This is a genomic window from Nocardioides humilatus, from assembly GCF_008373755.1.
Lineage (GTDB): Bacteria > Actinomycetota > Actinomycetes > Propionibacteriales > Nocardioidaceae > Nocardioides > Nocardioides humilatus.
Window position 1 is genome coordinate 1,071,942 of the sequence record NZ_VUJV01000003.1, and the last position, 25,035, is coordinate 1,096,976.

22 protein-coding genes and 1 tRNA gene are annotated in these 25,035 nt (G+C 70.0%); 6 read left to right on the forward strand and 17 right to left on the reverse strand.

Translation table 11 applies throughout. The features are described from left to right. Positions 1-101 precede the first annotated feature (101 nt). Positions 102-1,301 carry an Ig-like domain-containing protein gene (locus F0U44_RS13000; RefSeq protein ID WP_149728686.1) on the reverse strand — a complete coding sequence of 400 codons (1,200 nt, stop codon included), beginning with the start codon at positions 1,299-1,301 and terminating at the stop codon, positions 102-104. 175 nt (positions 1,302-1,476) lie between these two features. Continuing rightward, positions 1,477-3,804 carry an ATP-binding protein gene (locus F0U44_RS13005; protein ID WP_149728687.1) on the reverse strand — a complete coding sequence of 776 codons (2,328 nt, stop codon included), beginning with the start codon at positions 3,802-3,804 and terminating at the stop codon, positions 1,477-1,479. Positions 3,805-4,046: 242 nt separating this feature from the next. Here F0U44_RS13005 and F0U44_RS13010 point away from each other — a divergent pair, with 242 nt between their 5' ends. Further along, positions 4,047-5,243: a PucR-like N-terminal domain-containing protein gene (locus F0U44_RS13010; protein ID WP_149728688.1), complete on the forward strand. Its 1,197-nt coding sequence runs from the start codon at positions 4,047-4,049 to the stop codon at positions 5,241-5,243. A 15-nt stretch (positions 5,244-5,258) separates the two neighbouring features. Here the strand turns inward: F0U44_RS13010 and F0U44_RS13015 are convergent, their stop codons facing one another. Together F0U44_RS13015 and F0U44_RS13020 are read right to left on the reverse strand one after the other, a co-directional pair. After that, entirely contained in the window at positions 5,259-5,471 is a 213-nt protein-coding gene (locus F0U44_RS13015; RefSeq protein ID WP_149728689.1) for a hypothetical protein, read from the reverse strand. Positions 5,472-5,517: 46 nt separating this feature from the next. Continuing rightward, positions 5,518-8,766: an IPT/TIG domain-containing protein gene (locus F0U44_RS13020; protein WP_188113467.1), complete on the reverse strand. Its 3,249-nt coding sequence runs from the start codon at positions 8,764-8,766 to the stop codon at positions 5,518-5,520. A 178-nt stretch (positions 8,767-8,944) separates the two neighbouring features. On the opposite strand from F0U44_RS13020, the gene F0U44_RS13025 reads away from it, so the two are divergent. After that, positions 8,945-9,508, forward strand: coding sequence for a TetR/AcrR family transcriptional regulator (locus F0U44_RS13025; protein WP_149728691.1), 564 nt, complete (start codon positions 8,945-8,947; stop codon positions 9,506-9,508). A gap of 14 nt (positions 9,509-9,522) precedes the next feature. Here F0U44_RS13025 and F0U44_RS13030 read toward each other — a convergent pair whose 3' ends face one another. From F0U44_RS13030 to F0U44_RS13075, 10 genes are all read right to left on the reverse strand, one after another. After that, positions 9,523-10,542, reverse strand: a complete 1,020-nt coding sequence (locus tag F0U44_RS13030) for an aromatic ring-hydroxylating oxygenase subunit alpha (protein WP_149728692.1) — start codon at positions 10,540-10,542, stop codon at positions 9,523-9,525. After that, positions 10,539-12,938, reverse strand: a complete 2,400-nt coding sequence (locus F0U44_RS23555; RefSeq protein WP_149728693.1) for a cytochrome P450/oxidoreductase — start codon at positions 12,936-12,938, stop codon at positions 10,539-10,541. Before F0U44_RS23555 ends, F0U44_RS13030 begins: the two co-directional genes overlap by 4 nt. 97 nt (positions 12,939-13,035) lie before the next feature. Further along, positions 13,036-13,407 (reverse strand): DUF4267 domain-containing protein, encoded by a 372-nt coding sequence (locus tag F0U44_RS13040; RefSeq protein ID WP_149728694.1) that lies wholly within the window; start codon positions 13,405-13,407, stop codon positions 13,036-13,038. A gap of 84 nt (positions 13,408-13,491) precedes the next feature. Beyond that, a tRNA-Ala gene (locus tag F0U44_RS13045) sits at positions 13,492-13,567 on the reverse strand. 54 nt (positions 13,568-13,621) lie between these two features. Next, the gene (gene sepX / locus F0U44_RS13050) at positions 13,622-14,467 is read right to left on the reverse strand and encodes a divisome protein SepX/GlpR (protein ID WP_149728695.1); all 846 of its coding nucleotides are present in this window, start codon (positions 14,465-14,467) and stop codon (positions 13,622-13,624) included. A gap of 83 nt (positions 14,468-14,550) precedes the next feature. Continuing rightward, on the reverse strand, positions 14,551-15,231 hold the full coding sequence (locus tag F0U44_RS13055; RefSeq protein ID WP_246160441.1) for a GNAT family N-acetyltransferase: 681 nt from the start codon (positions 15,229-15,231) through the stop codon (positions 14,551-14,553). After that, a complete protein-coding gene (locus F0U44_RS13060; RefSeq protein ID WP_149728696.1) occupies positions 15,228-15,698 on the reverse strand; it encodes a MogA/MoaB family molybdenum cofactor biosynthesis protein in 471 nt (156 codons plus the stop codon). The genes F0U44_RS13055 and F0U44_RS13060 overlap by 4 nt, the downstream gene beginning before the upstream one ends. Next, complete coding sequence (gene moaC, locus F0U44_RS13065) at positions 15,695-16,171, reverse strand: cyclic pyranopterin monophosphate synthase MoaC (RefSeq protein WP_149728697.1); 477 nt, start codon at positions 16,169-16,171, stop codon at positions 15,695-15,697. Before moaC ends, F0U44_RS13060 begins: the two co-directional genes overlap by 4 nt. 16 nt (positions 16,172-16,187) lie before the next feature. Then, entirely contained in the window at positions 16,188-17,384 is a 1,197-nt protein-coding gene (locus F0U44_RS13070; protein ID WP_149728698.1) for a molybdopterin molybdotransferase MoeA, read from the reverse strand. Beyond that, on the reverse strand, positions 17,377-18,762 hold the full coding sequence (locus F0U44_RS13075; protein ID WP_149728699.1) for a UTP--glucose-1-phosphate uridylyltransferase: 1,386 nt from the start codon (positions 18,760-18,762) through the stop codon (positions 17,377-17,379). Before F0U44_RS13075 ends, F0U44_RS13070 begins: the two co-directional genes overlap by 8 nt. Before the next feature lie 22 nt (positions 18,763-18,784). Here F0U44_RS13075 and F0U44_RS13080 point away from each other — a divergent pair, with 22 nt between their 5' ends. Continuing rightward, positions 18,785-19,396 carry a 5-formyltetrahydrofolate cyclo-ligase gene (locus tag F0U44_RS13080; RefSeq protein WP_246160442.1) on the forward strand — a complete coding sequence of 204 codons (612 nt, stop codon included), beginning with the start codon at positions 18,785-18,787 and terminating at the stop codon, positions 19,394-19,396. Between the two features lie 33 nt (positions 19,397-19,429). Here the strand turns inward: F0U44_RS13080 and F0U44_RS13085 are convergent, their stop codons facing one another. Beyond that, entirely contained in the window at positions 19,430-22,015 is a 2,586-nt protein-coding gene (locus F0U44_RS13085) for a penicillin acylase family protein (RefSeq protein WP_149728700.1), read from the reverse strand. 85 nt (positions 22,016-22,100) lie between these two features. On the opposite strand from F0U44_RS13085, the gene F0U44_RS13090 reads away from it, so the two are divergent. From F0U44_RS13090 to F0U44_RS13100, 3 genes are all read left to right on the forward strand, one after another. Next, on the forward strand, positions 22,101-22,415 hold the full coding sequence (locus F0U44_RS13090; protein WP_149728701.1) for an FmdB family zinc ribbon protein: 315 nt from the start codon (positions 22,101-22,103) through the stop codon (positions 22,413-22,415). Between the two features lie 62 nt (positions 22,416-22,477). Continuing rightward, the gene (locus tag F0U44_RS13095; protein WP_149728702.1) at positions 22,478-23,098 is read left to right on the forward strand and encodes an SAF domain-containing protein; all 621 of its coding nucleotides are present in this window, start codon (positions 22,478-22,480) and stop codon (positions 23,096-23,098) included. 60 nt (positions 23,099-23,158) lie between these two features. Then, positions 23,159-23,512 (forward strand): MscL family protein, encoded by a 354-nt coding sequence (locus F0U44_RS13100; protein ID WP_149728703.1) that lies wholly within the window; start codon positions 23,159-23,161, stop codon positions 23,510-23,512. 37 nt (positions 23,513-23,549) lie between these two features. Here the strand turns inward: F0U44_RS13100 and F0U44_RS13105 are convergent, their stop codons facing one another. Beyond that, positions 23,550-23,738 (reverse strand): hypothetical protein, encoded by a 189-nt coding sequence (locus tag F0U44_RS13105; RefSeq protein WP_149728704.1) that lies wholly within the window; start codon positions 23,736-23,738, stop codon positions 23,550-23,552. After that, positions 23,735-25,006, reverse strand: a complete 1,272-nt coding sequence (locus F0U44_RS13110; protein ID WP_246160443.1) for an LCP family protein — start codon at positions 25,004-25,006, stop codon at positions 23,735-23,737. The genes F0U44_RS13105 and F0U44_RS13110 overlap by 4 nt, the downstream gene beginning before the upstream one ends. Between the last annotated feature and the right edge of the window lie 29 nt (positions 25,007-25,035).

A 25,035-nucleotide genomic window follows, 5' to 3' on the forward strand; every position in this document is an offset into this window, starting at 1 on the left:
CGAGGCCCGCAGCCCGCGACCTGGGAGGGCTGCGCGGACTGCGGGCCTGGCCTAGGCGGAACCGATGCTCCCTTCGGCCGCCCGTCTGTGATGGACCGCAGTCAGCGGACCATCTTCACCACGAAGCCGGACTTGCTCGGCAGCGTGACGGTGGAGCCGGCGTACGACGCGGTGAAGCTCGCCTTGCCGGCCTTGAGCTTCTTGGTGACCTTCGCCGGGATCGTCACGGCCGCCGATCCGTTGGTCAGCGTCCCCTTGGCGACGACCTTGCCGCCGTAGCTGATGGTCACGCCTCCAGTCGGGGTCAGGGCCGGTGCCGCGACGACGAACTTGACCGGGATCGGCTTGCCGATCTTCGACTTGGCGCTGGCCGGCTTCGCCTTCGTGGTCGTCGCTGCCTTGGCTACCACGACCGTCGCCGTCGCCGTGGCCTGGGCCTCGGCCGAGCCGTCGGAGGCGGTGTAGGTGAAGGTGTCGCTCCCGACGAAGCCTGCGGCCGGCGTGTAGGTGGCGACGTTGCCGGCCACCGTCACCGTGCCGTGGGCCGGCGTGGTGGCCGAGTAGGTGAGCGGGTCACCGTCGGCGTCGGCACCGGCCAGGGTCACCGCGACCGAGCTGCTCGCGGTGGTGCTGCCGGTGACGGGGGATGCAGTCGGCACGGTGTTGTCCGAGGAACCACCGGTGATCGGGAAGGTCGCCAGCCGCTGGTCCTGCCCGGCGTCGGGCGTGCAGGGTGCGTCGAAGGAGCCGTCATCGTTGCCGCCCGGCAACGCGATCGCGTCGCCGGAGGCGTTGCGAGCGACGAGCCGCAGGTCGAGGTTGCCGACGTCGATGGTGCCCTGGCCCGCGGCCGGGAAGGTGAGCGCCGGGGTCTGGCCGCTCGCCGGGATGTCGAACGCGCCGGAAGCCGGCACGGGCGTCTTCGGCACGGTCACGGGCACCTGGACGTCAGGCAGGTTGACCTGCGGCGCCTGCACCTTGATGTGCGAGGTCGCGGCGCCCTCGATCGTCTTGGCGCCGACGAGCGCGAGGCCCGAGGTCGTGGTGGCGCTGACGGTGCTGGTCGCGTCGATGTCGAACGGGCCGACCGGCACGCCGACCTCGGCGCTCGCCGGGAGGTCCACGCTGATCGCGACCGTCAGGCTCTGCTGGTTGATCAGCGGGTAGGTGCACGTGTAGTCGAGCGTGAGCTCGGCCGCGGCGGACGCGGGCGGAGCACCAGCTCCGACGAGCAGTACGGCGCCGAGTCCCCCTGCGGCGGCGACCGCCAGCGCTCGGCTGGCTCGCTTGGTGTTCCTCACGACGTTCTCCCTCTCCAACGTGCGCACCTGGTGGTGCGCGCTCGTGCGCGCAGCCTTCGAGGGACGGCGTGCGCGAACAACGCGGAGGCAGGCGGTCGAACCGACCTTTACCGAACCGAGACCCGCGATTGCCAGGTCGGTGAGGGTTGCCCACGCCGACGGCGCGGGCCCCTTGTCATGCGGGTGACTCCGCCGCGCCGCGGCGCTCGGTGACCCAGGTCGCGATCTGCGACCGGTTGCTGAAGCCGAGCTTGGCGAGGATGTGCTCGACGTGCGTCTCCGCGGTACGCCGGGCGATCACCAGCGTCTCGGCGATACCGCGGTTGGTCATGCCCTGGGCGACCAGGTCGGCCACCTGCTGCTCGCGAGCGGTCAGCGGACTGGAGATGGTCGCCGCGGACTGGTCGTCCGGGTCGTCCTCCTCGTCCCCGCCGCACAGCGCATAGTCGAGCGCATCCGCCAAGGACAGCTGCGCGCCCGCGGCGAACTCCGCTTCCGCCGTGTCCCACCCGAGCCGCCCGGTCACCTCGGCCGTGTCGCGCTCCAGCTCGGGCACGAACGCGCCGTAGCGGCGCGGCGAGGTGCCGACCGAGCGCCAGACGGTCGCCGCAGCCCCGAGCAGCCGAGCCGCCCGGCGGTCGTGGCAGGAGCGAGCCTCGACGCCGGCCAGCACGGTGAGCACGAAGGCGATGACAGCGCGGTCGCGCAGGATCACCTGCTGACGCAGCACGTCCTCGCAGCAGGTGCGCGCCGCGGTCAGGTCGCCCGCGAGGCACTCCGCGGCAGCGAGGGACCACAGCGCCCAGGAGCGCCAGGACCACTCCCCCAGCTCGGCATAGGTCGCGATGCAGTCGCGCAGGATCGTGCGGCCGAGATCGAGGTCGCCACCGATGGCGAGCGCGATGCCGTGGTTGTAGGTCGACCAGAGCTCGCCGGCCACGTCGCCGACAGCACGGAAGTCCGCGACCGCACTGGAGAAGCAGGCGACAGCGACGGCCATGTCGTTGGCCAGCAGCGCGCGGTAGCCCTCGACGTGGCGGACGTAGGCGGCGGCCTGGGCATCACCGACCGCCTCCGCGAGCTGCCGCGCCTCGGCGACCGCGACCTCGTAGGCCGGCTGATCGCCCTGGACCAGGGCGAGGAAGGCGTAGCTCCACATCAGCTGCGCTCGTCCGGGCGCGTGCGGCGCGGCCGCCTCGAGGAGCTTGGAGATCTGGATGCGGCCCTCGGTGTTGAAGCCGCGCACCAACCAGTACTCCTTGAAGGCGTGCGCCATCGCCATCCCGATGACCGCCTCCTCGGGGTCGCGGGTGCAGAAGTCGAGGGCGAGGCGCAGGTTGTGGTGCTCGCGGCCGAGGCGGGCGATCCAGGCTGCCTGGTCGGGGCCGAGCCACTCGGCGGCGAACCGCGCGGTCAGGTCGGCATAGAAGTCACGGTGGCGGCGCTGCCACGCGACGTGGTCGTCGGACTCGGCGAGCTTGTCCTGGCCGTACTGCCGGACGGTCTCGAGCATGCGGAAGCGCACCACGCCGCCGTGCTCGACGCGCAGCAGGACGGACTTGTCGACGAGACCCTCGATCACGTCGAGCACCTCCTCGGCCGCGAGACCGGCCCCGGCACACACCGCTTCCGCGGCGTCGAGGAAGACGCTGCCGGTGAACACCGAGAGTCGTGCCCACATCAGGCGTTCCTCGTCGCTGCAGAGCTCATAGCTCCAGTCCATGAGGCCGCGCAGGGTCTCGTGCCTGAGACCGAATCGCCGTGCCGGACCGCCCTTGAGGAGGGCGAGCTGTCGGTCGAGCCGCTCGACGACCTGCCGCACCGACAGGGCTCGCAGCCGGACGGCCGCGAGCTCGATCGCCAACGGCAGCCCGTCGAGCTGACGGCACAGGTCGACCACGTCGGCCGCGTTGTCGGCGGTGATCTCGAAGCCCGGCACGACCGCGGTGGCCCGGTCGACGAAGAGCCGTACGGCGTCGTACTGACGCAGCTGCTCGGCGGGCTCGCCGATCGGCGGCGTGCGCAGCGGCCGGACCGGCAGGATGCGTTCGCCCTCGACGCCGAGCGACTGGCGGCTCGTGGACAAGATCACGAGCCGCGGGCAGGTGCGGACCAGCGTCTCGACGAAGGCGGCGCACTCGTCGACGACGTGCTCGCAGTTGTCGATCACCAGCAGCACCGCGCGGTCGCGCAGCTCGCCCACGACGAGATCAATGGGCGAGGGGGTGGCGCGGTCGGCGAGGCCCACCACATCGGCGGCCGTGCTCGCGAGGAGCGCGCGGTCGCTCAGGTCGGCGAGCGGGAGGAACAGCACCCCGTCGGGGAACCGGTCAGCGACGCTCGCCGCCACCCGGGACGCGAGCCGGGTCTTCCCGACACCGCCGGGGCCGGTGAGAGTGACGACCGAGGTCGTGTCGAGGAGGCGACGGACCTCCGCGACCTCCTGCTCCCTGCCCACGAATGTCGTGATGTCGGCAGTGAGGCGTTCCGGTGGGGTGCTCATCGCCACCCACTCGAATCCGAAATCGAACCATCTGGCACCGCCCCAGGGGTGCCCAAGAATCCCCCCATATTCGAGTCCCCTCCCGACTCTACGTACGTCTCCCGAGATCGAGGATACGGATTTACCACGATGTCATGTTGCGCACTCGGGTGACAGCCTCCTGACGGGAGGCAGCGGTTTCGGGACCTTCGCATGCGTCGCTCCAAGGCGCAGACGCGGATGCCGCTGCGGGGAGGGACACCATGACCGCAACATTGCAACCGACCGCGCGCGCAGCGAGGGCGTCGATGCCGCCGGAGATCGCCCGCGTGGCGCGGACCCTGACGGGTCCCCTCACCGACCTCATGACCGAGGTCATCCAGGAGCGGGTCGTGCCGTTCCGCAACCGTCAGCGCGACGACCTGCTGCCGGTGCTGCGCGAACCGATCCGCGCGGGGATCACCAGCTACATCGACATCCTGGAGACAGGGCCAGGCCGACGGGCCGACGTGGAGGAGAGGTTCCAGGAGGTGGGACGCCAGGAGGCGCTGCACGGCAACGGGCTGGAGAACCTGCGCGCGATCATGTTGATCGCCGCACGCAGCTCGTGGCAGGTCATCCACCGCAGGTGTCGTGAGCTCCAGGTGCCTGACGGGATCCTCGGACGCCTCGGCGACCTGCTGTTCGCCCACATCGACAACCTCGAGCGGCAGATCACGATCGGCTACCTCCGCACCCAGAGCGAGCTGCGCCAAGACACCGCGCGCTGGCGAGGTCCGCTCCTCACCGCCCTGCTCTCCGACACTCGCACCGACGACCTCGACGAGCTCGCCGCAGCCACCGGCTGGCGGCTGCCCTCGACCGTGCGGGTCATCACCGTCCGCACGCCGAGCGGGTTCGACCTCCCGGACGGGAGCGGGATCCCCGACACGGCGCTGGTCCAGGTCGACCACCCGGTGACCACGGTGATCGCGGCGGAGAGCCACGCCGAAGGCATCCTCGGCCGGGTCCTCGCGACCTTCGCCGGCCTGCCGGTCGCCATCAGTTGGGCGGTCCCCGTGCGCGACGCCGCCGACGGCGCGCGGTGGGCGAGTCGCGCCCTCGATCTCCACGACCGCGGCGTCCTCGGCTGCCAACCCGTGATCGAGTGCTCCGAGCATGTCGCGACGCTGTGGCTCCATGCCGAGCCGTTGCTGCGCGAGCGGGTCGTCGACCACCATCTCGCCCCGTTGATGACGGAGCCACCTCGGAGCCGGCAGGTCCTCTGCGAGACGCTGCTGCTCTACCTCGAGACCCACGGCAGCGCGCCCGCCCTCGCCGCCCACCTCGACGTCCACCCGCAGACGGTGCGTTACCGCCTACGTCGATTGCGAGAGATGTTCGGCGACGTCATGGACTCCCCCGACGCGCTCACGCTGTTGCTCGCGCTCCGGTCGAGCCCGGGGCTCTGGCGTGGCTGAGTTGTACGACGGGGTTCAGTAGCGCGGCGCTTCTTCCTGGTGGGTGACGACGCGCTCACGGCGCCACGGCGGCGCGTAGAGGAACGAAACGACGATCGCGAGGAGACCCGCGACGATCAGGATCGTGCCCAAGGCGTCGTCGTTGACGAAGTTGAGGTCGATCGTGAGGACGTCCATGACGAGGACGAGACCGACGACGAGCAAGACGATGCCGAATCCGATGTACATGGCTCGGAGATGCCCAGATCGGCGCCGGGCATACGGGGCGGCACCGTCACGGGCCGAGATAGGTGAAGCGGTCAGCTCTGACGACTGCAGAGGTGTCGCCCGCGCAGTTCGTCACCCGGACGTCGTAGGTGCCACGCGCGTTCGACGGCGCCAGGATCACGACCTGCGTGTCCGAGATCGACACGAAGTTCGGATCAAGCCCACTCCCGACCACCCAGGAGCTACCCAGCGAGATCAGCGGGTTGCCCGACGCGAAGCCCGCACAACCACCCAGGAACCCCGTCCCGGAGATCGTCACCTCCGTCCCGGCAAACCCCTTCGACGGAGCCACCTTCGCAACCGTCGGCGGCAGGTAGGTGAACCTCGTCCGAGGCGATACCGCCGACGTGTCACCAGCACAGTTCGTCACCCGGACGTCGTAGGTGCCCGCAGAGTTCGCCGGCGCCGTGATCACGACCTGCGTGTCCGAGATCGACACGAAGTTCGGATCGAGCCCACTCCCGACGACCCACGAGCTACCCAGCGAGATCACCGGGTTGCCCGAGGCCCCACAGCCCTCCACGAACCCCGTCCCGAAGATCGTCACCTCCGTGCCGACGTAGCCCTCCTTCGGCGCCACCTTCGAGACCGTCGGCGGTAGGTAGGTGTAACGGTCAGCCCTGCCTACGGCCGAGGTGTCGCCCGCGCAGTTGGTCACTCGGATGTCGTAGGTGCCTGCAGAGTTCGCCGGCGCCGTGATCACGACCTGCGTGTCCGAGATCGACACGAAGTTCGGATCGAGCCCACTCCCGACCACCCAGGAGCTACCCAGCGAGATCAGCGCGTTGCCCGAGGCCCCACAACCACCCAGGAACCCTGTCCCGTAGATCGTGACCTCCGTGCCGACGTACCCCTCCTTCGGCGCCACCTTCGTCACGTTCGGCGGCAGGTAGGTGTAGCGATCACCGTTGACCACAGCGGACGTGTCACCCGAGCAGTTGGTCACTCGGATGTCGTAGCTGCCGGCTGCGTTCGTCGGCGCCTTGATCACGACCTGCGTGTCCGACATCGACACCACACCCACACCCGTCGCGGAGACCAGCGCACCACCCACCGACACGAACGGGAACGACAACGGCGACGCCGGATCCCCACAACCACCCAAGAAGCCCGTCCCCGAGATCGTCACCTGCGTGCCGACATAGCCCTTCGACGGCGCCACCTTCGCGACCGTTGGCGGTAGGTAGGTGAACTTCGTCCGCGGCGAGACCGCCGAGGTGTCGCCGGCGCAGTTGATCACCCGCACGGGATAGGCACCTGCCGGTTGCGAGGGCGCCTTGATCACGAACTGCGTGTCCGACATCGACACCACACCCACACCCGTCGCGGAGAGCAACGCACCGCCCACCGACACGTACGGGAACGGCAACGTCGGGTTCCCACATCCCCCCAAGAACCCGGTCCCGGAGATCGTGACCTCCGTGCCGACATACCCCTTGGTCGGCGCCACCTTCGCGACCGACGGCGGCACATAGCTGTAGCGATCGGCCTTGCTGGTGAGCGACCTGTCGCCCTGGCAGTTGGTCACTCGGACGTCGTAGGTGCCGGCCGAGTTGGGCGGCGCCTCGATCACTGCCTCGGTGCCCGACAACGACACCAGGTTCGAGTCGAACCCGTTCGCCACGATCAGGGAATCACCCACCGAGATCAGCGGATAGCCCGACCCGAACGCCCCACAGCCACCCAGGAACCCCGTCCCGGTGATCGTCACCTGCGTGCCGACGTACCCCTTCTTCGGCGTCACCTTGGTGACCTGGGGCCCGGGCGGCGTGGTCACCGTGAACTTGTCGGCCGCGACCGCGTCGGAGACGTCGCCCTCACAGTTCCTGATCCGTACGTCGTAGGTGCCGCCCACCATGGTCGGGACCGTGAAGCGGAGCGCAACGTCGGAAGGCCCGACGCCGTCGGACAACGGCACCTCTTCGCCGCCGATCAGCGCGACGCCCAGGTCGGCGGTGCACCCCGAGGTGAAGGACGAGCCCTCGACCTTCACCTCGGTCCCCGGGTCGCCGTGCGTCGGCGTCACGCGGGTGACCTCGGGCGCCAGGTAGCTGAAGGTGCTGGCCGACGTGGTCGGCGATGTGTCGCCGTCGCAGTCACTGACGACTACCGAGGTCGGACCCGCCGAGTGGGCCGGCGCCAGGATCTTGAGCGACGACGCGCTGACGTCAGTAGGCGAAGCGCTGACACCGCCGACGGTCACGGTCGGCGTCGACGATCCGGAGCAACCGACCGTGAACCGCAGGCCCGTGACCGTGATCTCGGTGCCGATGACGCCGCTGGCCGGCGCGACCGACTGCACGATCGGAGTAGGGGTGTAGGTGAACTGGTCGACCGAGCTGGTCGGCGAGGAGTCTCCTTGGCAGTCGGTCACCGTGACGTGGACGCCGCCGGCAGCGTGCGGCGGTGCGGGCACAACGATGCTGGAGGGGGAGAACGAGCCACTCGTCGTGTCGGCGGCCGCAGTCCCGAACTTCACGACGGGATGGACCCCGCCGCCACATCCGGACAGGAAACCTTCACCCGCGATCGTCACCTGGGTGGATGCCTTCCCCTGTGCCGGGCTGACCCCAGAGACGAGGGGCCCGGTGAAGGTGAAGTGGTCCGCGTTGGAGGTGACGGAGTTGCTGCCAGCGCAGTCGGTCACGACGACGTCGTAGGTGCCCGGGTGGACACCGGTTGGTGCCCGAGTGACGACCGAGGTGGCGGTGGCGGAGACGACGGTCGCGTCGGCGACTCCGAACCTCACCGTCGGCGACGTCCCCGCCGGGCAACCGGCAGTCAGGTCGGTCCCGGAGACCGTGACGAACGTGCCGGCACTCCCCGTCGCCGGCGACACGCCGCTCACCACCGGGCGCACATAGGTGAACCGTGCTGCGGCGACGACCGGCGACTGCAGCCCGTTGCAGTCGGTGACCCTGACATCGACCACCGAGCCGACCGCCTGCGACGGCGCCGTCGCAGTCACCGTCGTCGGCGACGCGGACGTCACCGCTGCCGCGACACCCGCAAAGGTGACCGTCGGACGCTGGGTGCCGTTCTCGCCGACCACGCACCCGGAGTCGAGCCCGGAACCGGTGATCGTGACGAGGGTGCCAGCGGCGCCCGAGGTCGGCGAGATCGCAGAGACCGTCGGGCCGACGGCCAACGCCGGCGCCGCGGGCACCAGCACCAGACCGCCGGCGAGCGCGACCGCACCAGCACTGAGCGAAGCGACCTTTCGACCAGCGGTTCGACGGATGCGCAGGATCGCCACAGCGGGCCCCTTTTGACGACGTGGGAGCGATATCTGGACCCGGACCCGATGCTCGCGAGCATTCTCCGGGGCGGGATCACTGTCAATGAGCGCTGCGTCACTCGCCGCCTGCGGACATGCATCCACTGAATGTCTCCCCATGCGACATGAATGCTCTAGATGTCGTAGATTGGGACACATGAGCGCGCCCGCCTTCTACGACGAGCTCCGGGCCCTGCGGCTCGAGCGCCTCCTCGACGCCTCCGTCGCGATCATCACCGAGGAGGGCTGGGACCGGCTCAGCATGACCAAGGTGGCCCAGCGGTCCGGCGTCCCCCGGCAGAGCCTCTACAAGGAGGTCGGCACCAAGTCCGAGCTCGGCGAGGCCGTCGTCCGCCGCGAGGTCGACCGCTTCCTGGCGGGCGTCCGCGACGGCATCGCAGCCCACCCCGGCTCGGTCGAGGAGGGCCTGGGTGCGGCTGCGCGCTTCGCGCTCGAGTACGGCGAGACCAACGCCGTCCTCAAAGCGATCCTGCGACCCGGCCACGACCCGGAGCTCCTCGAGCTCCTCACCGTGCGACCCGAGGTCGTGCTGACCCAGGCCTCCCAAGCGGTCAGCGACGCGCTCGGCAGCGCGCCTGAAGCGATGGTGGACTCGATGGTCCGGCTCACGCTCAGCCACCTGCTGCAACCGACGGTCAGCATCGACGAAGCCGTGGACCGCATCAAGCACACGGTCCACGGCTTCCTGGCCGGCCCTTAGATAGGACCCAGCGATCAGATCCCGCGCTCTTCCTCGACCATCGACACGATGATCCGCCGCGCACGTACGGCGGCGCGGTCGGCCTTGACGTTGACGTAGCGGCGCGACGGCGGGTCCTCGTCGAGGCAACGCTGCACCGTCTCGAGCACCGCCGTGTCGCGGTCGGCCATCTCGTGGAAGACCGCGGCCAGCTGCTCGCCCGCCTCGGGCGAGACAGCGGTGCCTCGCCACGAGATCTGCAGGAACACATGGGTGGCACCGGCCGACTCGGGCGTGAAGGCGTGGGTCCGGACGAGCTCGAGCTCCGGACCGTCAGCGCCGCTGATGGTGTAGGTCTGCTTGTGGAGGCCGGGCGTCACGAACGTGCCCGTCTCCTTGCGACCGAACGACTCCACGCTGTCGAGCCCGGAGACCTGGGCCTCCCACGGCGCCAGCGGCGCCTTGGGCAGCTCGCGCACGTAGGACACCGAGAGCTCGGAGACCTCCACCTCCTCCAGCGGCGGCAGCGCCTCGATCCCGGGCGGCACCATCTCGGCGTGCATCGCGAAGACGTTGGTCAGGTCGAGGTAGTGCTCGTGCAGCAGCAGCAGGTTGGCGGCCACGTCGCGCCGCTCCCCCACACTGCTCCATCCGTCACCTTGGAGCCACGGCGTCGACGGCGGCGGACGGAGCCGCTCACCACCGGGCGTGCCGATCCACACCCAGACGAAGGGTCCACGCTCCACCACGGGGAAGGCGCGCACCTGTGCCCCCAACGGCGGGGTGTCCTGGGAGGGCACTCGCACGCAGCGGCCGGTCGCGTCGTAGGTGCAGCCGTGATAGCCGCAGACGACGAGGTCGTCCTCGCGGTGGCCGGCCGACAACGGGTAGGGGCGATGCGCGCAGCGGTCCTCGAGCGCCGCGACCGAGCCGTCGGACAGGCGGAAGAGCACGACAGGCGTGTCGAGGATGCGTCGAGCGAGGAAGTCATTGGCGACCTCGCCCATTTCGTCACGGGTGGCGGCGACGTACCAGCTGTTCTTGGGATAGCTCATAGGTCCAGCACCAACTTCTTCGACAGGGAGCGGGAGACGCAGGTCATGATCGTGTCGCCACGCTCGCGTTCGGACTTGGACAGGATCGAGTCACGGTGGTCGGGCGTGCCGTCGACCACGTCGGCCTCACAGGTGCCGCAGATGCCCTCCATGCACGATCCGAGTACGTCGACACCGGCCTTCTCGACCGCGTCGAAGATCGTGGTGCCCTCGGGCACCGTCACGGTCACGCCCGACCGCGAGCACTCCACCTCGAAGGAGTCGAGCGCGTCCTCGGACGCCTCGATCTTCTTGGCGGCGAACCGCTCGAGGTGCAGGCTGCCCTCGGGCCACCCCGCGCATCCGTCCTCGACCGCGTCGAGGAGCGCACCGGGGCCACAGCAGTAGACCAACGTGTCCGGTTGCGGTGTGCCGAGCACGGAGGCGAGGTCGAGCAGGCCCTTCTCGTCCTGCGGCCAGACCGTCACCCGGTCGTCGCTCTCGAGCCGGTCGAGGAAAGCCATCGACGCCCGCGACCGGCCGCCGTACAGCAGGCTCCACTCGGCACCGCGCGCCTCGGCCGCCTCGATCATCGCGAGGATCGGTGTGATGCCGATGCCGCCGGCGATGAACTGGTAGCGCGGCGACGACACGAGCGGGAAGTGGTTGCGCGGGCCGCGCACCCGGACGGTCGCACCCTCCGTCAGCTTCCCGTGGACGTGCGCCGACCCGCCTCGGCTGTTCGGGTCGAGGAGGACCCCGACCTTCCACGCATCGTCGGAGGCACTGCCGCACAAGGAGTACTGCCGGGTCAGCGACGGAGCGAGCATGAGGTCGATGTGAGCGCCGGCCGTCCAGGACGGGAGCTCAGCCCCTGACGGGTCGGCGAGAGTGAGCTCGACGATCCCTTCGGCCACCTCCCGACGCGCCACGACCAACAGGTCGACCTCGCTCTCGGTGGTGGCGACCTGCCAGCCGTCACGAGATTCGATGCGCTTCGGCTGAGGAGCAGCGGCCCGCTGTCGGGCTCGGGGCTCCTGCCCGATCGGCGCGAGGGTGACCATCAGCTTGGTGTAGCCCCGGACGAAGTTCGACTGCAGGTACTCCGGCTCCCCCAGGACCTCGATGTCCGAGAACCTCGCCAGCAGCTCCTCCCACAGGATCCGCAGCTGCATCTCGGCCAGCCGGCTGCCCATGCAGCGGTGGACACCGATGCCGAAGGAGAGGTGGTGGCGTGCGTTCTGGCGGTCGATGATGAAGTCGTCGGGGTTCTCGAACGTGCGCTCGTCCCGGTTGGCCGATGCGTACCACATGACGACCTTGTCGCCCTTGCGGATGAACTGGCCGTTGAGGACGGTGTCCTGCGTGGCGATCCGGCGCATGTAGGCCAGCGGCGTCTGCCAGCGGATGATCTCGTGGACCATCTTCGGGATGAGCCCGTGGTCTGCCCGGAGGCGGTCGAACTGGTCCGGGAACTGGTTGAGCGCGACCACGCCGCCCGACATCGAGTTGCGGGTCGTGTCGTTGCCACCGACGACGAGGAGGATCAGGTTGCCGAGGAACTCCATCGGTCGGTTGATGAGGTCCTTGGTGTCCTCGGACATCTGCATCAGGGTGATCAGGTCGTAGCCGGGCTTCTCCCCCGCGGCCCGACGGGCGGCCTTGTCGTGCCAGAGAGCACTGAAGCTCTTCGCCATGTCGGCGATGCCCCTGTACATCTCGTCCATGTCGTTCGAGCCGCCGGTGGCCGAGGCACTGGCGGCAGCCAGGTCGGTCCAGTAGACGAGGTCGCGGCGCTGCTCGTAGGGGAAGTCGAGCAGGGTCGCGAGCATCCGCGAGGTCAGCTCGATGCTCACCTTGTCGACCCAGTCGAAGGGCTCGTTGACCGGCAGGTCGTCGAGGACCTCCTGCACCCGCGACCGGATCAGGCCCTCCATCTCCTCGAGGTTCTGGGGAGCGACGACACCTTGGACGGCGTTGCGCTGCTGGTCGTGACGCGGCGGGTCCATGGCGATGAACATCTCGATGTCCAGGCCCTCGGGCGGGGTGCCGATGACGATCTGCGGCTCGGCGGAGAACCTCTGGAAGTCCTTGTCGACGGTCATGATGTCGTCGTAGCGGGTCACCGACCAGTAGGGCCCGAAGGCGCTGTTGGCCTGGTAGTGCACCGGCGCTTCGTCGCGCAGCCGCTTGAAGTAGGGCTGCCACTGCCCCTGGCCGTAGAGGAACGGGTTGCTGACGTCGATCTCGGTCAGCGCGAGCTCGTCGACGTCGGGGATCGCCTCATCGACGAAGACCGGCTGGTTGTCGCCGAGCACCAGCTTCTTGGCCTTCTGGAACAGGTGCAGTCCCTGAACCTGCCGATCCATCGGGATCGTCGCCTGCGCCTTGTTGATGACCTGGCCTAGAACGCCCATGACTACAACCGCCTTGTGGAGAGTTTCTGTCGCGTGACAAAACTAAACCATAAGTCGCCGTTGATGACAATAGTGACCTTTTTGTCGCACCCGTGGATCAGGACGGTCGCCGGGTCGCGCCCCAGAGCCCGACACCGATGCCGACGATGGCACCGCCGAGCCCGATGGCCTTCGCCGATCCGCTCATCTCGTGGTGCACCGGCAGCCCACCCAGGAAGTCCGCGGCGTCCGCGCCGCCCGATGCGAGGAACCAGCCACGGGTGTCCTTGCCCCGCAACGACGACTGCAGCAGCATCGCGCCGATCAGGAAGTCGCGGTAGCCCATCGATCGCAGGAGCAGGCGCGCGGTGTTGTCGACCTCGTCCTTGTTGCCCCAGAGCCGGTTGGCCCCGAGCGGGTCCACGAGGAAGTGCACGCCGGAGGAGAAACGGATCCCGCCGGCGACGAGGGCAGGGACATCAACAGCCATGAACCGACACTAGCGACGGCCGCCGGACTCCACCCCTACGAAGTCGAAGAGCCCCCGGTCAATGACCGGAGGCTCTCGAATATTTGGTGGAGGTGAGGGGACTCGAACCCCTGGCCTTCTCGATGCGAACGAGACGCGCTACCAGCTGCGCCACACCCCCAAACGAGGGGAAACGGTAGCACCAGGGCCACCGTGTCCCCGAATCCAGGTGGGGTCAGGCGCCGGAGGCCCGGCGCTGCTCGCGGGCGGTCTCCTCGGCACGCTGCTGCGAGGCACCGCGGGCGAGCTCGGAGTCGGCTGCGTTGCGTCCCGAGCTCCACACGCCAGTGGCGTCGAGGTCGATGGTGCGGACCGTCCGGCCGGCCTGCGCCTTGCCGACGTAGGTCGGGAGCGTGACCGGCACGGGGTCCCAGCCGTCGGGGTCAGCGGGAGCAACGGGCGCAGCGGCCGCGGCGTCGTCGACGCGGACCGCCGGGAACTCCTCGGTGTTGTCGCCCGCGTCCTCCTCCGCCATGGCCTCGTCGGCCAGGGTGGTGCGGCGCCGGCGGACCGGGGCGGTGCGGGCGCGCATCGCGCGCTCCTGCTTGACCATCAGCCGGCAGGCGACGAGCCAGGCCACGAGGAGGGTGGCCGGCGCGGCCATCCAGACCCAGCCGATCGTGCCGACCGCAGCCAGCACGGCGACCAAGACGGTGAGGGCGGCGATCGTGCCGAGCACGCGACGGCGACGCTCGGCGGCCCGCGCGGCAGCCAGCTTGCGCGCGCGCAGCTGCGCGCGGGAGAGCGGAGCCCGCAGGGGCTCGTCGACCTCGACCTCGGGGGCGTCGCCTTCGGCGTCACGCTGGGCAGCGGGGGCGGTGGCGCGCGTCGTACGGCCGATGACGAGCTTGGCCTTGTCGGCGGAGACGGCCTCGCGGCTCGCCAGCACGCGGACGCGGTCGCTGAAGCTCTCGACCGACCGGCTGACCCGATCGATCTCGTGGTGCTTGAGCGCCTTGGGGATGAGGTAGACGGCCCAGGCAACCGCCAGGGCGACGAAGATCAATGCGCTCAGGTCCACACAGCAGAGGCTATGACCGCTACCTCACAACGGGGCGTATGTCTATCGGTGTGTCACAGATTGACCCGTGTGACTGGTGGTGTTCATCCGTTCGCGGATGCGTCGCCGCCCCACTCCTCGAGCCGGGCCAGCAGGCCCTTGGGGGCCTCCTCCTTGGTGATGGCGAAGATGCGGTGGTCGCGCCAGCCGCCGTCGATGTGCAGGAAGCCCGGCGCGTAGCCGACCTCGCGGATGCCGAGCTTCTCGACGACGCGCAGCGAGTTGGAGTTCTCGGGCCGGATGCAGATCTCGAGCCGGTGCAGCTTGGCGTTGAAGAAGCAGTGGTCGACCGCCATCGCGACGGCTCGCGGCATGACGCCGCGGCCGGCGTACTTCTGGTCGATCCAGTAGCCGATCGACGCGAACTGCGCGGAGCCACGCACGATGTTGTTGACACTCACCTGGCCGGCGAAGTGTCCGTCGACCTCGAGCACGAAGGGGTACGTCGTCCCTCGCCGCGCCGCTCGGGTCAACCGACGCACGAGAGCGGGGAAGGTGGTCGGCCGCCCTTCGCCACCGGGCGGGACGGTGGCGTCCCACTGCGAGAGCCAGGCCAGGTTGCGGCGGCGGGTGTCACGCCAGGCACGCGCGTCGGAGCGCCGGATCGGCCGCAGCGTGACCACCGGGTCGGTGCCCGACATCAGCTGGTTGGGCCAGGCCCGCCCCTCGCTCGAGACGATCATCCGCTCGCGGGCGAGGCGGCGCAGCCGGTCGTCGGGGCTCAATGGTCGCTCCCCACGATCTGCTCGACCGCGTGCACGAGCACCGGCGCGAGCACGGCGAGCGCGTCCTTCACCCCACCGCGCGATCCGGGGAGGTTGACGACCAGACAGGCACCCGCGACACCAGCGAGCCCCCGGGAGAGCGCAGCCGTCGGCACGCCCTTGGCGACACCGGCGGCCCGGATCGCCTCGGCGATGCCGGGCACCTCGCGGTCGAGCAGCGGCGCCGTCACCTCCGGGGTCCGGTCGGTCGGCGTCAGGCCGGTGCCCCCCGTGGTGAGCACCACGCGCGCCCCGCCGGCGACGGCCTCGGCGATCGCCGTGCCCACCGGCTCGCCGTCGGGTCGAACCACCGGGGCCTCGACTGCGAAGCCCAGCTCCTGCAGGGCCGCGACGATGAGCGGGCCGGTCGTGTCCTCGTAGACCCCGGCCGCAGCCCGGTTCGAGGCGACGACGACCACTGCCTTCATCGCGACCAGTCCCCGGACTTCCCGCCGGTCTTCGTCTCGACGCGCACATCGGTGATCACGGCGCCCTTGTCGACGGCCTTGACCATGTCGATGACGGTGAGCGCCGCGACCGAGACCGCGGTGAGCGCCTCCATCTCGACGCCGGTGCGGTCGCTGGTGCGGACCGTCGCGAGGATCTCGACAGCGTCGTCGGCGACGGTGAGGTCGACGGTCACCCCGGAGAGCGCGAGCGGGTGGCACAGCGGGATCAGGTCGGGCGTGCGCTTCGCGCCCATGATCCCCGCGATCCGCGCGACCGCGAGGGCATCGCCCTTCGGCACGCCCTCGCCCCGCAGCAGTGCGACGACCTCGGACGACACGAGCACCCGCCCCGACGCGGACGCCGTCCGCACCGTGACCGCCTTCTCCGAGACGTCGACCATCCGGGCCGCGCCCGACTCGTCGACGTGGGTCAGCCCCCGTGGCTCAGTCATGTGGACTATGTTCCCATCACCCGAGCGGGAGGATCTCGACCTCGGCGCCGGCCGGCACCGGAGCGTCGCCGGGTGGCATGACCAGGAGCACGTCAGCCGCAGCCAGGAGTCGCTGCGAGTGGCCGACGTGGCCAGGCAACTGCGCGACGCGGCCGGGACCGACCTGCACGGCGGGGAGGACCAGGGTCCGGTCGCTCGCGACGTCGACCGGAGCGTCGAGCACCGCGCGTGCCGACGACCGCGGAACGCGACCTGCAAGGGCGCGCAGGGCCGGCTCGGCGAAGAGCCGGAAGGAGGAGTACGCCGCGACCGGGGTGCCGGGGAGGCAGAGGACCGGCACTCGCCGACCGTCAGAGGCGAGGATCAGTCCGCAACCCTGCGGACGACCAGGCTTCACGGCGACGCCTCCGAACCAGAAGCCGTCGCGACCGCGCAGCGCCGCCTTCACCACGTCGTGGTCCCCCGCTGAGATACCACCGGTGGTGACGACCAGGTCGGCGAGCTCGGCGGCAGCCAGGACCTGCTCGAGCAGCGCGGCCGGGGCGTCGGGCACCGGCCCGAAGGCCTGGACGGTCGCACCTGCGGCCGCCGCGGCGGCCGAGATCGCCACGGTGTTGCTGTCGGACACCTCGCCGGCCCCGCTCGCCCCGCCGACGACGAGTTCGGCACCGGTCGCGATGACTGCGACACGTGGGGCGGGATGCACCGACACCGAGCCCACCCCGACCCCGGCGATCAGTGCCAGGTGAGCAGGCGCAAGGAGTGCACCGGTAGCGACGACCACGGATCCGGCCACGACGTCCTCGCCCGCGCGACGGATGTGGCGGCCAGTGGCGACCGTCTGCCCGATCGCCACGACATCGACCCCGCGGTCGGTCCACTCGAAAGGCACGACGGCATCGGCACCCGAGGGCACCGGGGCGCCGGTCATGATCCGCCAGGCGGTCCCGGGAGTGAGTGAGGGCAGCGACGCGTCGCCCGCAGCGACCACCCCGGCAACGGGAAGGCTGACCGGCGCGGAGACGTCAGCGGCCCGGACGGCGTACCCGTCCATCGCGGCGTGGTCGAAGCGCGGCAGGGCGGTCGGCGCCGTGACATCGGCGGCGCTCACCAGCCCCATCGCATCGGCCGTCGGCACGGTGACCGGCGCCAGCGGCGTGACGAGGGCGAGGACCCGCGCGAGGTGGTCCTCGACCGGGACCGACTCAGCCATCAGTGCCGGAGAGGACCTCACCGGCCGGGACGCGCTGCGCCGTGGCGGCCTCGAGCTCGACTGCTCCGACGATCTGGACGCCGTGGCCGAAGGTCCAGTCGCCGTCGACCTTCAGCGAGGTCGCCTTCGCCATCGAGGGCGCGCCCTCGGGGAAGCGCTGGTCGAACTCACCCACCAGCTTGTAGTGGTGGGGGTCGAGGTCGACGTAGGGGACGTCGGCGGCGACCATGTCGAGCACGAAGTCCGAGCCGATCTCGTAGACGTCGGAGCGCAGCACGAGCAGGTCGTTGGTCGTCTTGACCGGCACGAACCGGTCGCGCCCGACCTCGATGAGCGTGGCACCTTCGAAGACCTCGATGGCCGCGCCCATGGCCGACTCGATCTGGATCACCTTGGGCGTCTTGGAATCGCCCGGGTCGACCGTCTTCTCGTTGCGGATCATCGGCAGCCCGAGGACGCCGTCGCGCGCGTCGAGCGTCGCGGCCAGCGCCTGGAGGTCGATCCAGAGGTTGTTGGTCGAGGTGTAGCGGTGCCGGTCGAGGTCAGCGAGAGCCTCGAGGTCACCGGGCGCGGTCTGCGCGGTCTCACGGAGCACGAGTCGGCCGTCGGCCTTGCGGCGGGCGAAGTGGCCGCCCTTCTTGTCCGAAGGAGTACGACGCACCGCCTCGATCGCGAACGGCGCACCACTCTGCGCGAACCACCCCGCCACCTCCGGCGCGGGCACCGCGCCGAGGTTGTCGGAGTTGGAGATGAAGACGTAGCGGAAGCCCTGATCGATCAGCTGCTTCAGCACGCCGCTGCCGCGGATCGCGGTGTAGACGTCGCCGTGGCCCGGCGGACACCACTCGAGCTCAGGGTCCTTGGGGAAGCTCGCCGGCGTGAGGTCGGCGGCGAGGAGCTTGGGCTCCTTGTTCTGCAGGAAGTCGAGCGGCAGGCCCGCGACGGCGAGGTCCTCGTAGCGCGCGAGCGCCTCGAGGGTGTCGGCCGAGGTGCGGAAGCTGTTCATGAAGATCAGCGGCAGCGGGGCGTCGTACTTCTTGCGCAGGTGCAGCACCTGGCGGGCGATGATGTCGAGGAAGGACAGCCCGCGGCGCACGCAGAGCAACGACTTCGCCCGGTCCATGCCCATCGACGTGCCGAGACCACCGTTGAGCTTGACGATCGCGGTGCGGCGCAGCGCCTCGGCGGCGACGTCGTCGGGGACCTGGACGTCGGCCAGCGCCTCGATCTGGACCGGCTCGATGCTCGACTCCGGGATCAGCCCCGTCTCGCCGTGCTCCAGCAGGCGGTAGTAGTGCGCGAACGTCTCGATCGCAACGGGATCGACACCCGCGCCGACCATCTTGGCGCGAGCCATCTCCAAACCGACACTACCCATGCTGCGATCGTAGGCTGGTCCGGTGCCGAGCCAGCAATCGATCCCAGAACCGGTCGGTAACACTGCGCTGGCGAAGCTCGCGCTGCGCGACCAGGTGCTGGCCTCGCGGAAGCGCCGCCCCCTCACCGAGGTGGGCGAAGCGGCACGCGAGATCGCGGCGCACCTGCTCGCCGATCACGAGGTACGGCGAGCGGCGACCGTCGCCTGCTACGTCTCCGTCGGCACCGAGCCCGGCACCACCGAGCTGCTCGACCTGCTGGTCGCCGAGGGCAAGCGGGTGGTCCTGCCGGTTCTCCTTCCGGACAACGATCTCGACTGGGCGGTTTACCACGGCCCGACGTCGCTCGCGCCCGCCGGACGTGGCCTGCTCGAGCCGATGAGCCCGCGCCTGGGTCCCGACGCGGTCGCGACCGCCGACGTCGTGCTCCTGCCCGGCCTGGCCGTGTCGACCAGCGGCCGGCGGCTCGGCCGCGGCGGCGGCTCCTACGACCGCGCGCTCGGGCGGGTGCCGGTCGGCACCTTCACCTGCGTGCTCCTCTATGCCGACGAGGTCGATCGCGACGTGCCGACCGAGCCGCACGACCGCCCCGTCACGGCAGCCGCGACGCCCGACGGCATCACGCGCTTCGGCTGACGCCTTGGTTTCGAGGCTCGCTGCGCTCGCACCTCAACCATCAGAGGGCGTGAGCGTGAGCTCGTGCTCGGTCGCGTCGTCGACCTCGGACTCCGTGAACACCCACGGCAGGGTCTCGCCGCGCACGTAGAGATCGGTCTGGTCGGTGTAGTTGTCGTGGAACGCGTGGCCGGACTCGCCGGTCAGGTTGATCCAGCGGGCCGCATCGAGGTCGTCGAGCGGGATGATCATCCGCATCGACGGCGCCCAGACGACGTCGTAGCCCTCGTCGGCGTCCCAGCCGGTCGCGTTGGGGATGGCCCCACCGCCACCGACGGCCCACGGTCCGCGGTTGAAGAGCGCCTCGATCGGGCCGATGCCGCTCTCCCCCAGGGTGGACGACCGCAGCTCGAGCCCGTGCAGCTCGCCCCAGCTCCACTCGTCGGCGTCGGGTGACTGTCGGGCGGTCAGCACGTCCCGAGCTGCCTGGAGCGACGCATCGAGCACGTCGTCGCGGGTCTCGACCACGTCCTCGGTCTCGACGTCGTCCCACCAGAGATCGCCGGGCCGGGTCAGCAGGTCGGTGACGACCTCGAACCACCGGTCGCCGCCGTCGGGTCGGATGTCGTCGGGCAGCTCGTCGTCGAAGGTGCGCTCGAGGAGCTCGCGCCACACCACGTTGAAGTAGGCCGCAGCCCCGCTGTCGGCGTCCTGCACGAAGTCCCAGTCACGCAGCAGCGCCTGGCCGTCGGAGAAGTAGCCGGCCGGCAGGTCGATGTCGAGGAGGTACGGCGTCAGGACCTCCGCCATGGGATTGCGGTTGTCGTTCTGGATGTCCGACATGTCGTCGACGGTCAGCCCGTCACGGTCGTCGAGCAGTTCGCCGATCCGGGCCGAGCGGTAGCCGCGGTCCCAGTCGTCGGTGAGGTAATAGGGGTAGCCGCTCGTGTCATCCACCACCGCCTGGTTGGCGGTCACCACCATCCCGGAGTCGGGATCGAGGACGCTGGGCAGGGCGTCGTACGGGATGTAGTGGCCGGTCCAGTCGTTCTCGGGGAGCCAGCCGGCTGACGGGACCAGCCCGTCGTTGCCCGTCCGGCGGATCGGGATGCGACCGGTCGCCTGGTAGCCGATGTGGCCCTCGGTGTCGGCGTAGACGACGTTTTGGCCAGGCGCGGCGAAGTCGGCGAGCGCAGCGCGGAAGGACGTCCAGTCCGTTGCGAGGTTGAGCGCGTAGAGGGCGTCGGCGGTCGGCCGCGGGCGAAGTGCGGTCCACGCCAGCGCGACCGCGTGGTCCCACTCCTCCGGGTCGTCGTCGGCGACGCCCGCAGCGCCGGCATCGTCGACCAGGTCACCGAGGTCGCCGCTGACGTCGGACAGCAACGGGCCGTGCGCGGTCGAGCGCACGCGGAGGGTGACGTCGTCGCCACCACGGACCTTGATGGTCTCCTCGCGCACCACCATCGGGCGGCTCCGGCCGGCGTGCTGCCAGCGGTCGCCGCTCACCCGCTCGACGAACAGGTCGGTGGTGTCGGGGCCGAGGTTGGTGAAGCCCCAGGCGATGTCGGCGTTGTGGCCGATCACCACGCCGGGCACGCCGGAGAAGCTGAAGCCCGCGACGTCGAGCGGGCACGCGGAGGTGATCTCGCGGCAGTGCAGCCCGACCTGGGTCCAGACACCCGGGAGCGAGATGCCGAGGTGCGGATCATTGGCGAGGATCGGCGCGCCGCTCGCGGTCAGGTCGCCGCTCACGGCCCACGCGTTGCTGCCGATGCCGTCGCCCTTGCCGAGCAGGGCCGGCATCGCGTCGACGGTCTCGCGCACACCGGCCAGCACCTCCCGCACATCGCTGCCCAGCGGCGGCCGCGGGAGCCGGGTGGTGGAGGCCTCCTGCTGGAAGACCCCGTGGACGATCGCGCCCTCCTCGACGATCGGCGGGTGCTCGTCGAAGGGGTACGGCGGGAACAGCTGCGCCGCCCGCGCCCCTCCGACCGCAGCGATCGAGAGGGCGCGGTCGATCTCCTCCTCGAGGTTGCCCTTGAGGTCCCAGGCCATCGCCTTGAGCCAGGCGATCGAGTCGACGGCCGTCCAGTCCTCGGTGTTGTAGTCGAGGCCGGACAGGTCGAGAAGGGCGTACTCGAGGGAGATCTCGGACAGTGCCCGGTCGGCGAGGTAGGCGTTGACGCCCTCGGCGTAGGCGTCGAGCAGGTCGCGCGTGGCCGGCTGGAGGAGCGTCAGCTCCTTCTCCGCCACCTGGCGCCAGCCCAGCGTGCGGACGACCTCGTCGGTCTCGAGGGCGTCCTCGCCGAACATCTCGCTGAGACGACCGGCCGTGGCGTGGCGCCGTACGTCCATCTCGAAGAAGCGGTCCTGCGCGTGCACGAACCCCTGCGCCAGCATCAGGTCGTGCATCGAGTCCGCGTAGATCTGCGGGATCCCGTGGTCGTCGCGCATCACGGCCACCTCCCCCTGCAGGCCCGGGATCTCGATCTCACCGTCGGTCTGCGGCCAGGAGCGGCGCACGACGGTGACCGACGCGATGGTCAGCAGCACCAGGGCGAGGACGAGCAGCACGGCGAGGTACGTCGTCCAGCGAAGCGGTGCCGGCCAGTTGCTCAAGCGGCGAGTGGCAGCGGTCATGGTGGTCGTCATTGTGCCGGTTGCTGGTCCTCTCGCGTACGATTGGCAGTCGAAACACGAGAGTGCTAGATCACGCGGAGTTCGAATGCCCACTTACCAGTACGCCTGCACCGAGTGCGGGCACGCCTTCGAGCAGGTCCAGAGCTTCTCCGACGACGCCCTGACCGAGTGCCCCGAGTGCGACGGCCGGCTGCGCAAGCTCTTCAATGCCGTCGGCGTGGTCTTCAAGGGCTCGGGCTTCTACCGCACCGACAGCCGCGGCAAGAGCTCCGCGAGCGAGACCTCGACGAGCAGCTCCACCCCGTCGTCGACCTCCTCCTCGAGCTCGTCCAGCTCCGAGTCGTCCAGCTCCTCCAGCTCGTCGAGCTCGTCGTCCACCCCGGCGCCGGCTTCCGCCTAGCCGCCTGTGGACAACCCGCGCCGGGGGCGCGGGCCGACCCCGCCCGCTCCTAGCGTCGGGGCATGGACCAGTTGCGCGACCGCCTGACCGGACTCCGTCGAGCCGTGCTGCGCCGCCGACGGCCGCTCGCCGCCCTGTGCGTCGCGGGCGCAGCGGCTGCCGCGCTGCACGTTGCCGCACCGCCCGAGCCGCCCTCGGTCGAGGTGCTCGTCGCCGCCCACGACGTCCCGGCGGGCGCCGTCCTCGCCGACGACGACCTCGAGCTGCGCGACGTGCCCTCCGATGTCGCACCACGAGGTGCACTGACCGAGGCAGTGGGCAGGACGCTCGCGTCCCCGCTGCGCACAGGCGAGCCGCTGACCGACGTCCGGCTGGTCGGTCCCGCCCTGGTGGATGCGGCCGTCGGCACGGTCGCCACTCCGGTCCGGCTCTCGGACGCCGCCCAGGTGGCACTCCTCGCCCCCGGCGACCGGGTCGACCTGCTGGCCACGGACCCGGAGGCGGGTACGACGGAGGTCCTGGTGGCGCGGGTGGGCGTGCTCGCCGTACCGCCGGTGCACGCCGACGACGCCGGCGCCCTGACCGGGCGCCTCGTGGTGCTGGGCGTCCCCACCGACGCGGTGGCTGAGGTCACCGCGGCCGGGGTGACGGCCTTCGTGACTTACGCGTGGAGCAACCGATAGCGTCGTCGTGGTCCCTACCGGGGGGTAGGGAAATCGTCTCGGAAAGAGGAGAAACCACACATGTCCGGGTTCAAGAGCTTCCTGCTGCGCGGCAACCTCGTCGACCTTGCCGTCGCGTTCATCATGGCGACGTCGTTCGCCGCGGTGGTCAAGACGTTCACCGACACACTCATGGGCTTCATCGGCAAGGTCTTCGACCAGCCCGACTTCGCCACGGCAGACATCGCCGACGTCAACGTCGGCCTCTTCATCAATGCGGTGATCGCGTTCGTGATCCTCGCGGCCGTCGTCTACTTCCTCGTCGTGGTGCCCTACACCCAGGCCAAGGAGAAGTTCTTCCCCGCCGAGGTCAGCGGCCCGACGGAGATCGACCTCCTCAAGGAGATCCGCGACTCGCTGGCCGCGAAGGCCTGATCAGCCGATCTCAGCCCGACCTCAGCAGAGTGCCGCTTCACCCTCCGTGGTGAGGCGGCACTTGCGATTTCAGCCACCGGTCGGTCGCCGACTCGCTCCGACCGGACTTCTCGCCCGGGTCGCGCTCGTCGCTCGTGACGTCGGGCAGGCCGTCACCGAAGACCTCTGCGAGCCGCCGGCGGCGCTCCCAGTCGGTCTCCTTGCGGGCGGCCTTCTCGTCGCTCACGTGCACAGACCTGCGTTCTCGCGCTCGGACTCCGACAGGCCACCGTCGCCGTTGCCGTTGTTGCCCTTGCCACCGTTGCCGGTCTGGCCCTCGCTCGGCGGGGTCGGCGTGCCGTCGGGGTTGTCGGACGCGCTGATCGCCTGCTCGGTGAACTGCTTCGTGAGCGGCTTGTCGTCGCGCACCAGCTTCCAGAGCTCGGTGACCGCGGGCTGCATCCACTCCACTCGGCCGACCTGAGCGGTGGAGTAGAACCACGGCGTCGTGACGAACTTGATGTTGTCGAGGCCGATGCCCGCGAAGCCCTGACCGAGGTCGGCCAGCTGCGCGATGTTGTCGTAGTCGGTCTGGATCGAACCGGTGACCGCGTTGAGGAACTTCACCAGACGGTCGGGCCGGACCAGCATCCCGCCGGAGATCGCCTTGTTGATCATGGCCGCCATGAAGGCCTGCTGTCGCCGGATCCGCTGCGGATCGGTGCCGTCGCCGACGTGGCGGACCCGGACGTAGCTCAGCGCCTCGGTGCCCTTGATCTCACGCGTGCCGGCCTCGAGCGTGATGCCGTGCTCGGTGTCGTCGATGTCCTCGGGGATGCAGACCTCGACGCCGTCGAGGGCGTTGACCATGTCCTTGAAGCCCTGGAAGTCGATGACGATGTAGTTGTCGATGCGTACGTGGGACGCCTTCTCGAACTGGCGGATCGTGCACGCGGCACCCCCGACGGAGAAGGCTTCGTTCCAGATCGTGTCGGTCGCACCGTCATCGATCACCTTGCCGTCTTCGCCGTAGCAGGCCGGACGGTCGACCAGGGTGTCGCGCGGGATGCTGACGCCATAGGCGCGCTTTCGGTCCGCCGACAGGTGCAGCAGGATCGTCGTGTCCGACCGCTCGCCGTCGCCGGTGAGTCCGTCGATGTTGCACCCGTCGCAGTCGCGGGTGTCGGAGCCCATCACCAAGATGTTGAGCGGCTCCTTGGGTCCCTCGACCTCAGGTTTCGGCGGCCGCTCATCACCCGGGAGCTGCTTGGTGAGGTCGACGTGGTTGAGGTTGGAGTTCCAGTTGTGGTAGATCATCACGACGGTCGTGGCCGTCGCAGTACCGAGGACGAGGAGTGCCGAGGTGATGACCTTGGCCACCGTGTGCCGCTTGCGCAGGCGCCGCTTGCCGGCCACCTGGCGGTTGGTCACGGACGCCTTGACGCGCCGAACGCGGCCCTTGCGGCCGCTCTCGGGGTCACCGATGAAGGTGTCGTCCTCGGGGATGTCCGTCAAAGTGTCACCTGGCTGGGCTGTCGCGGCTG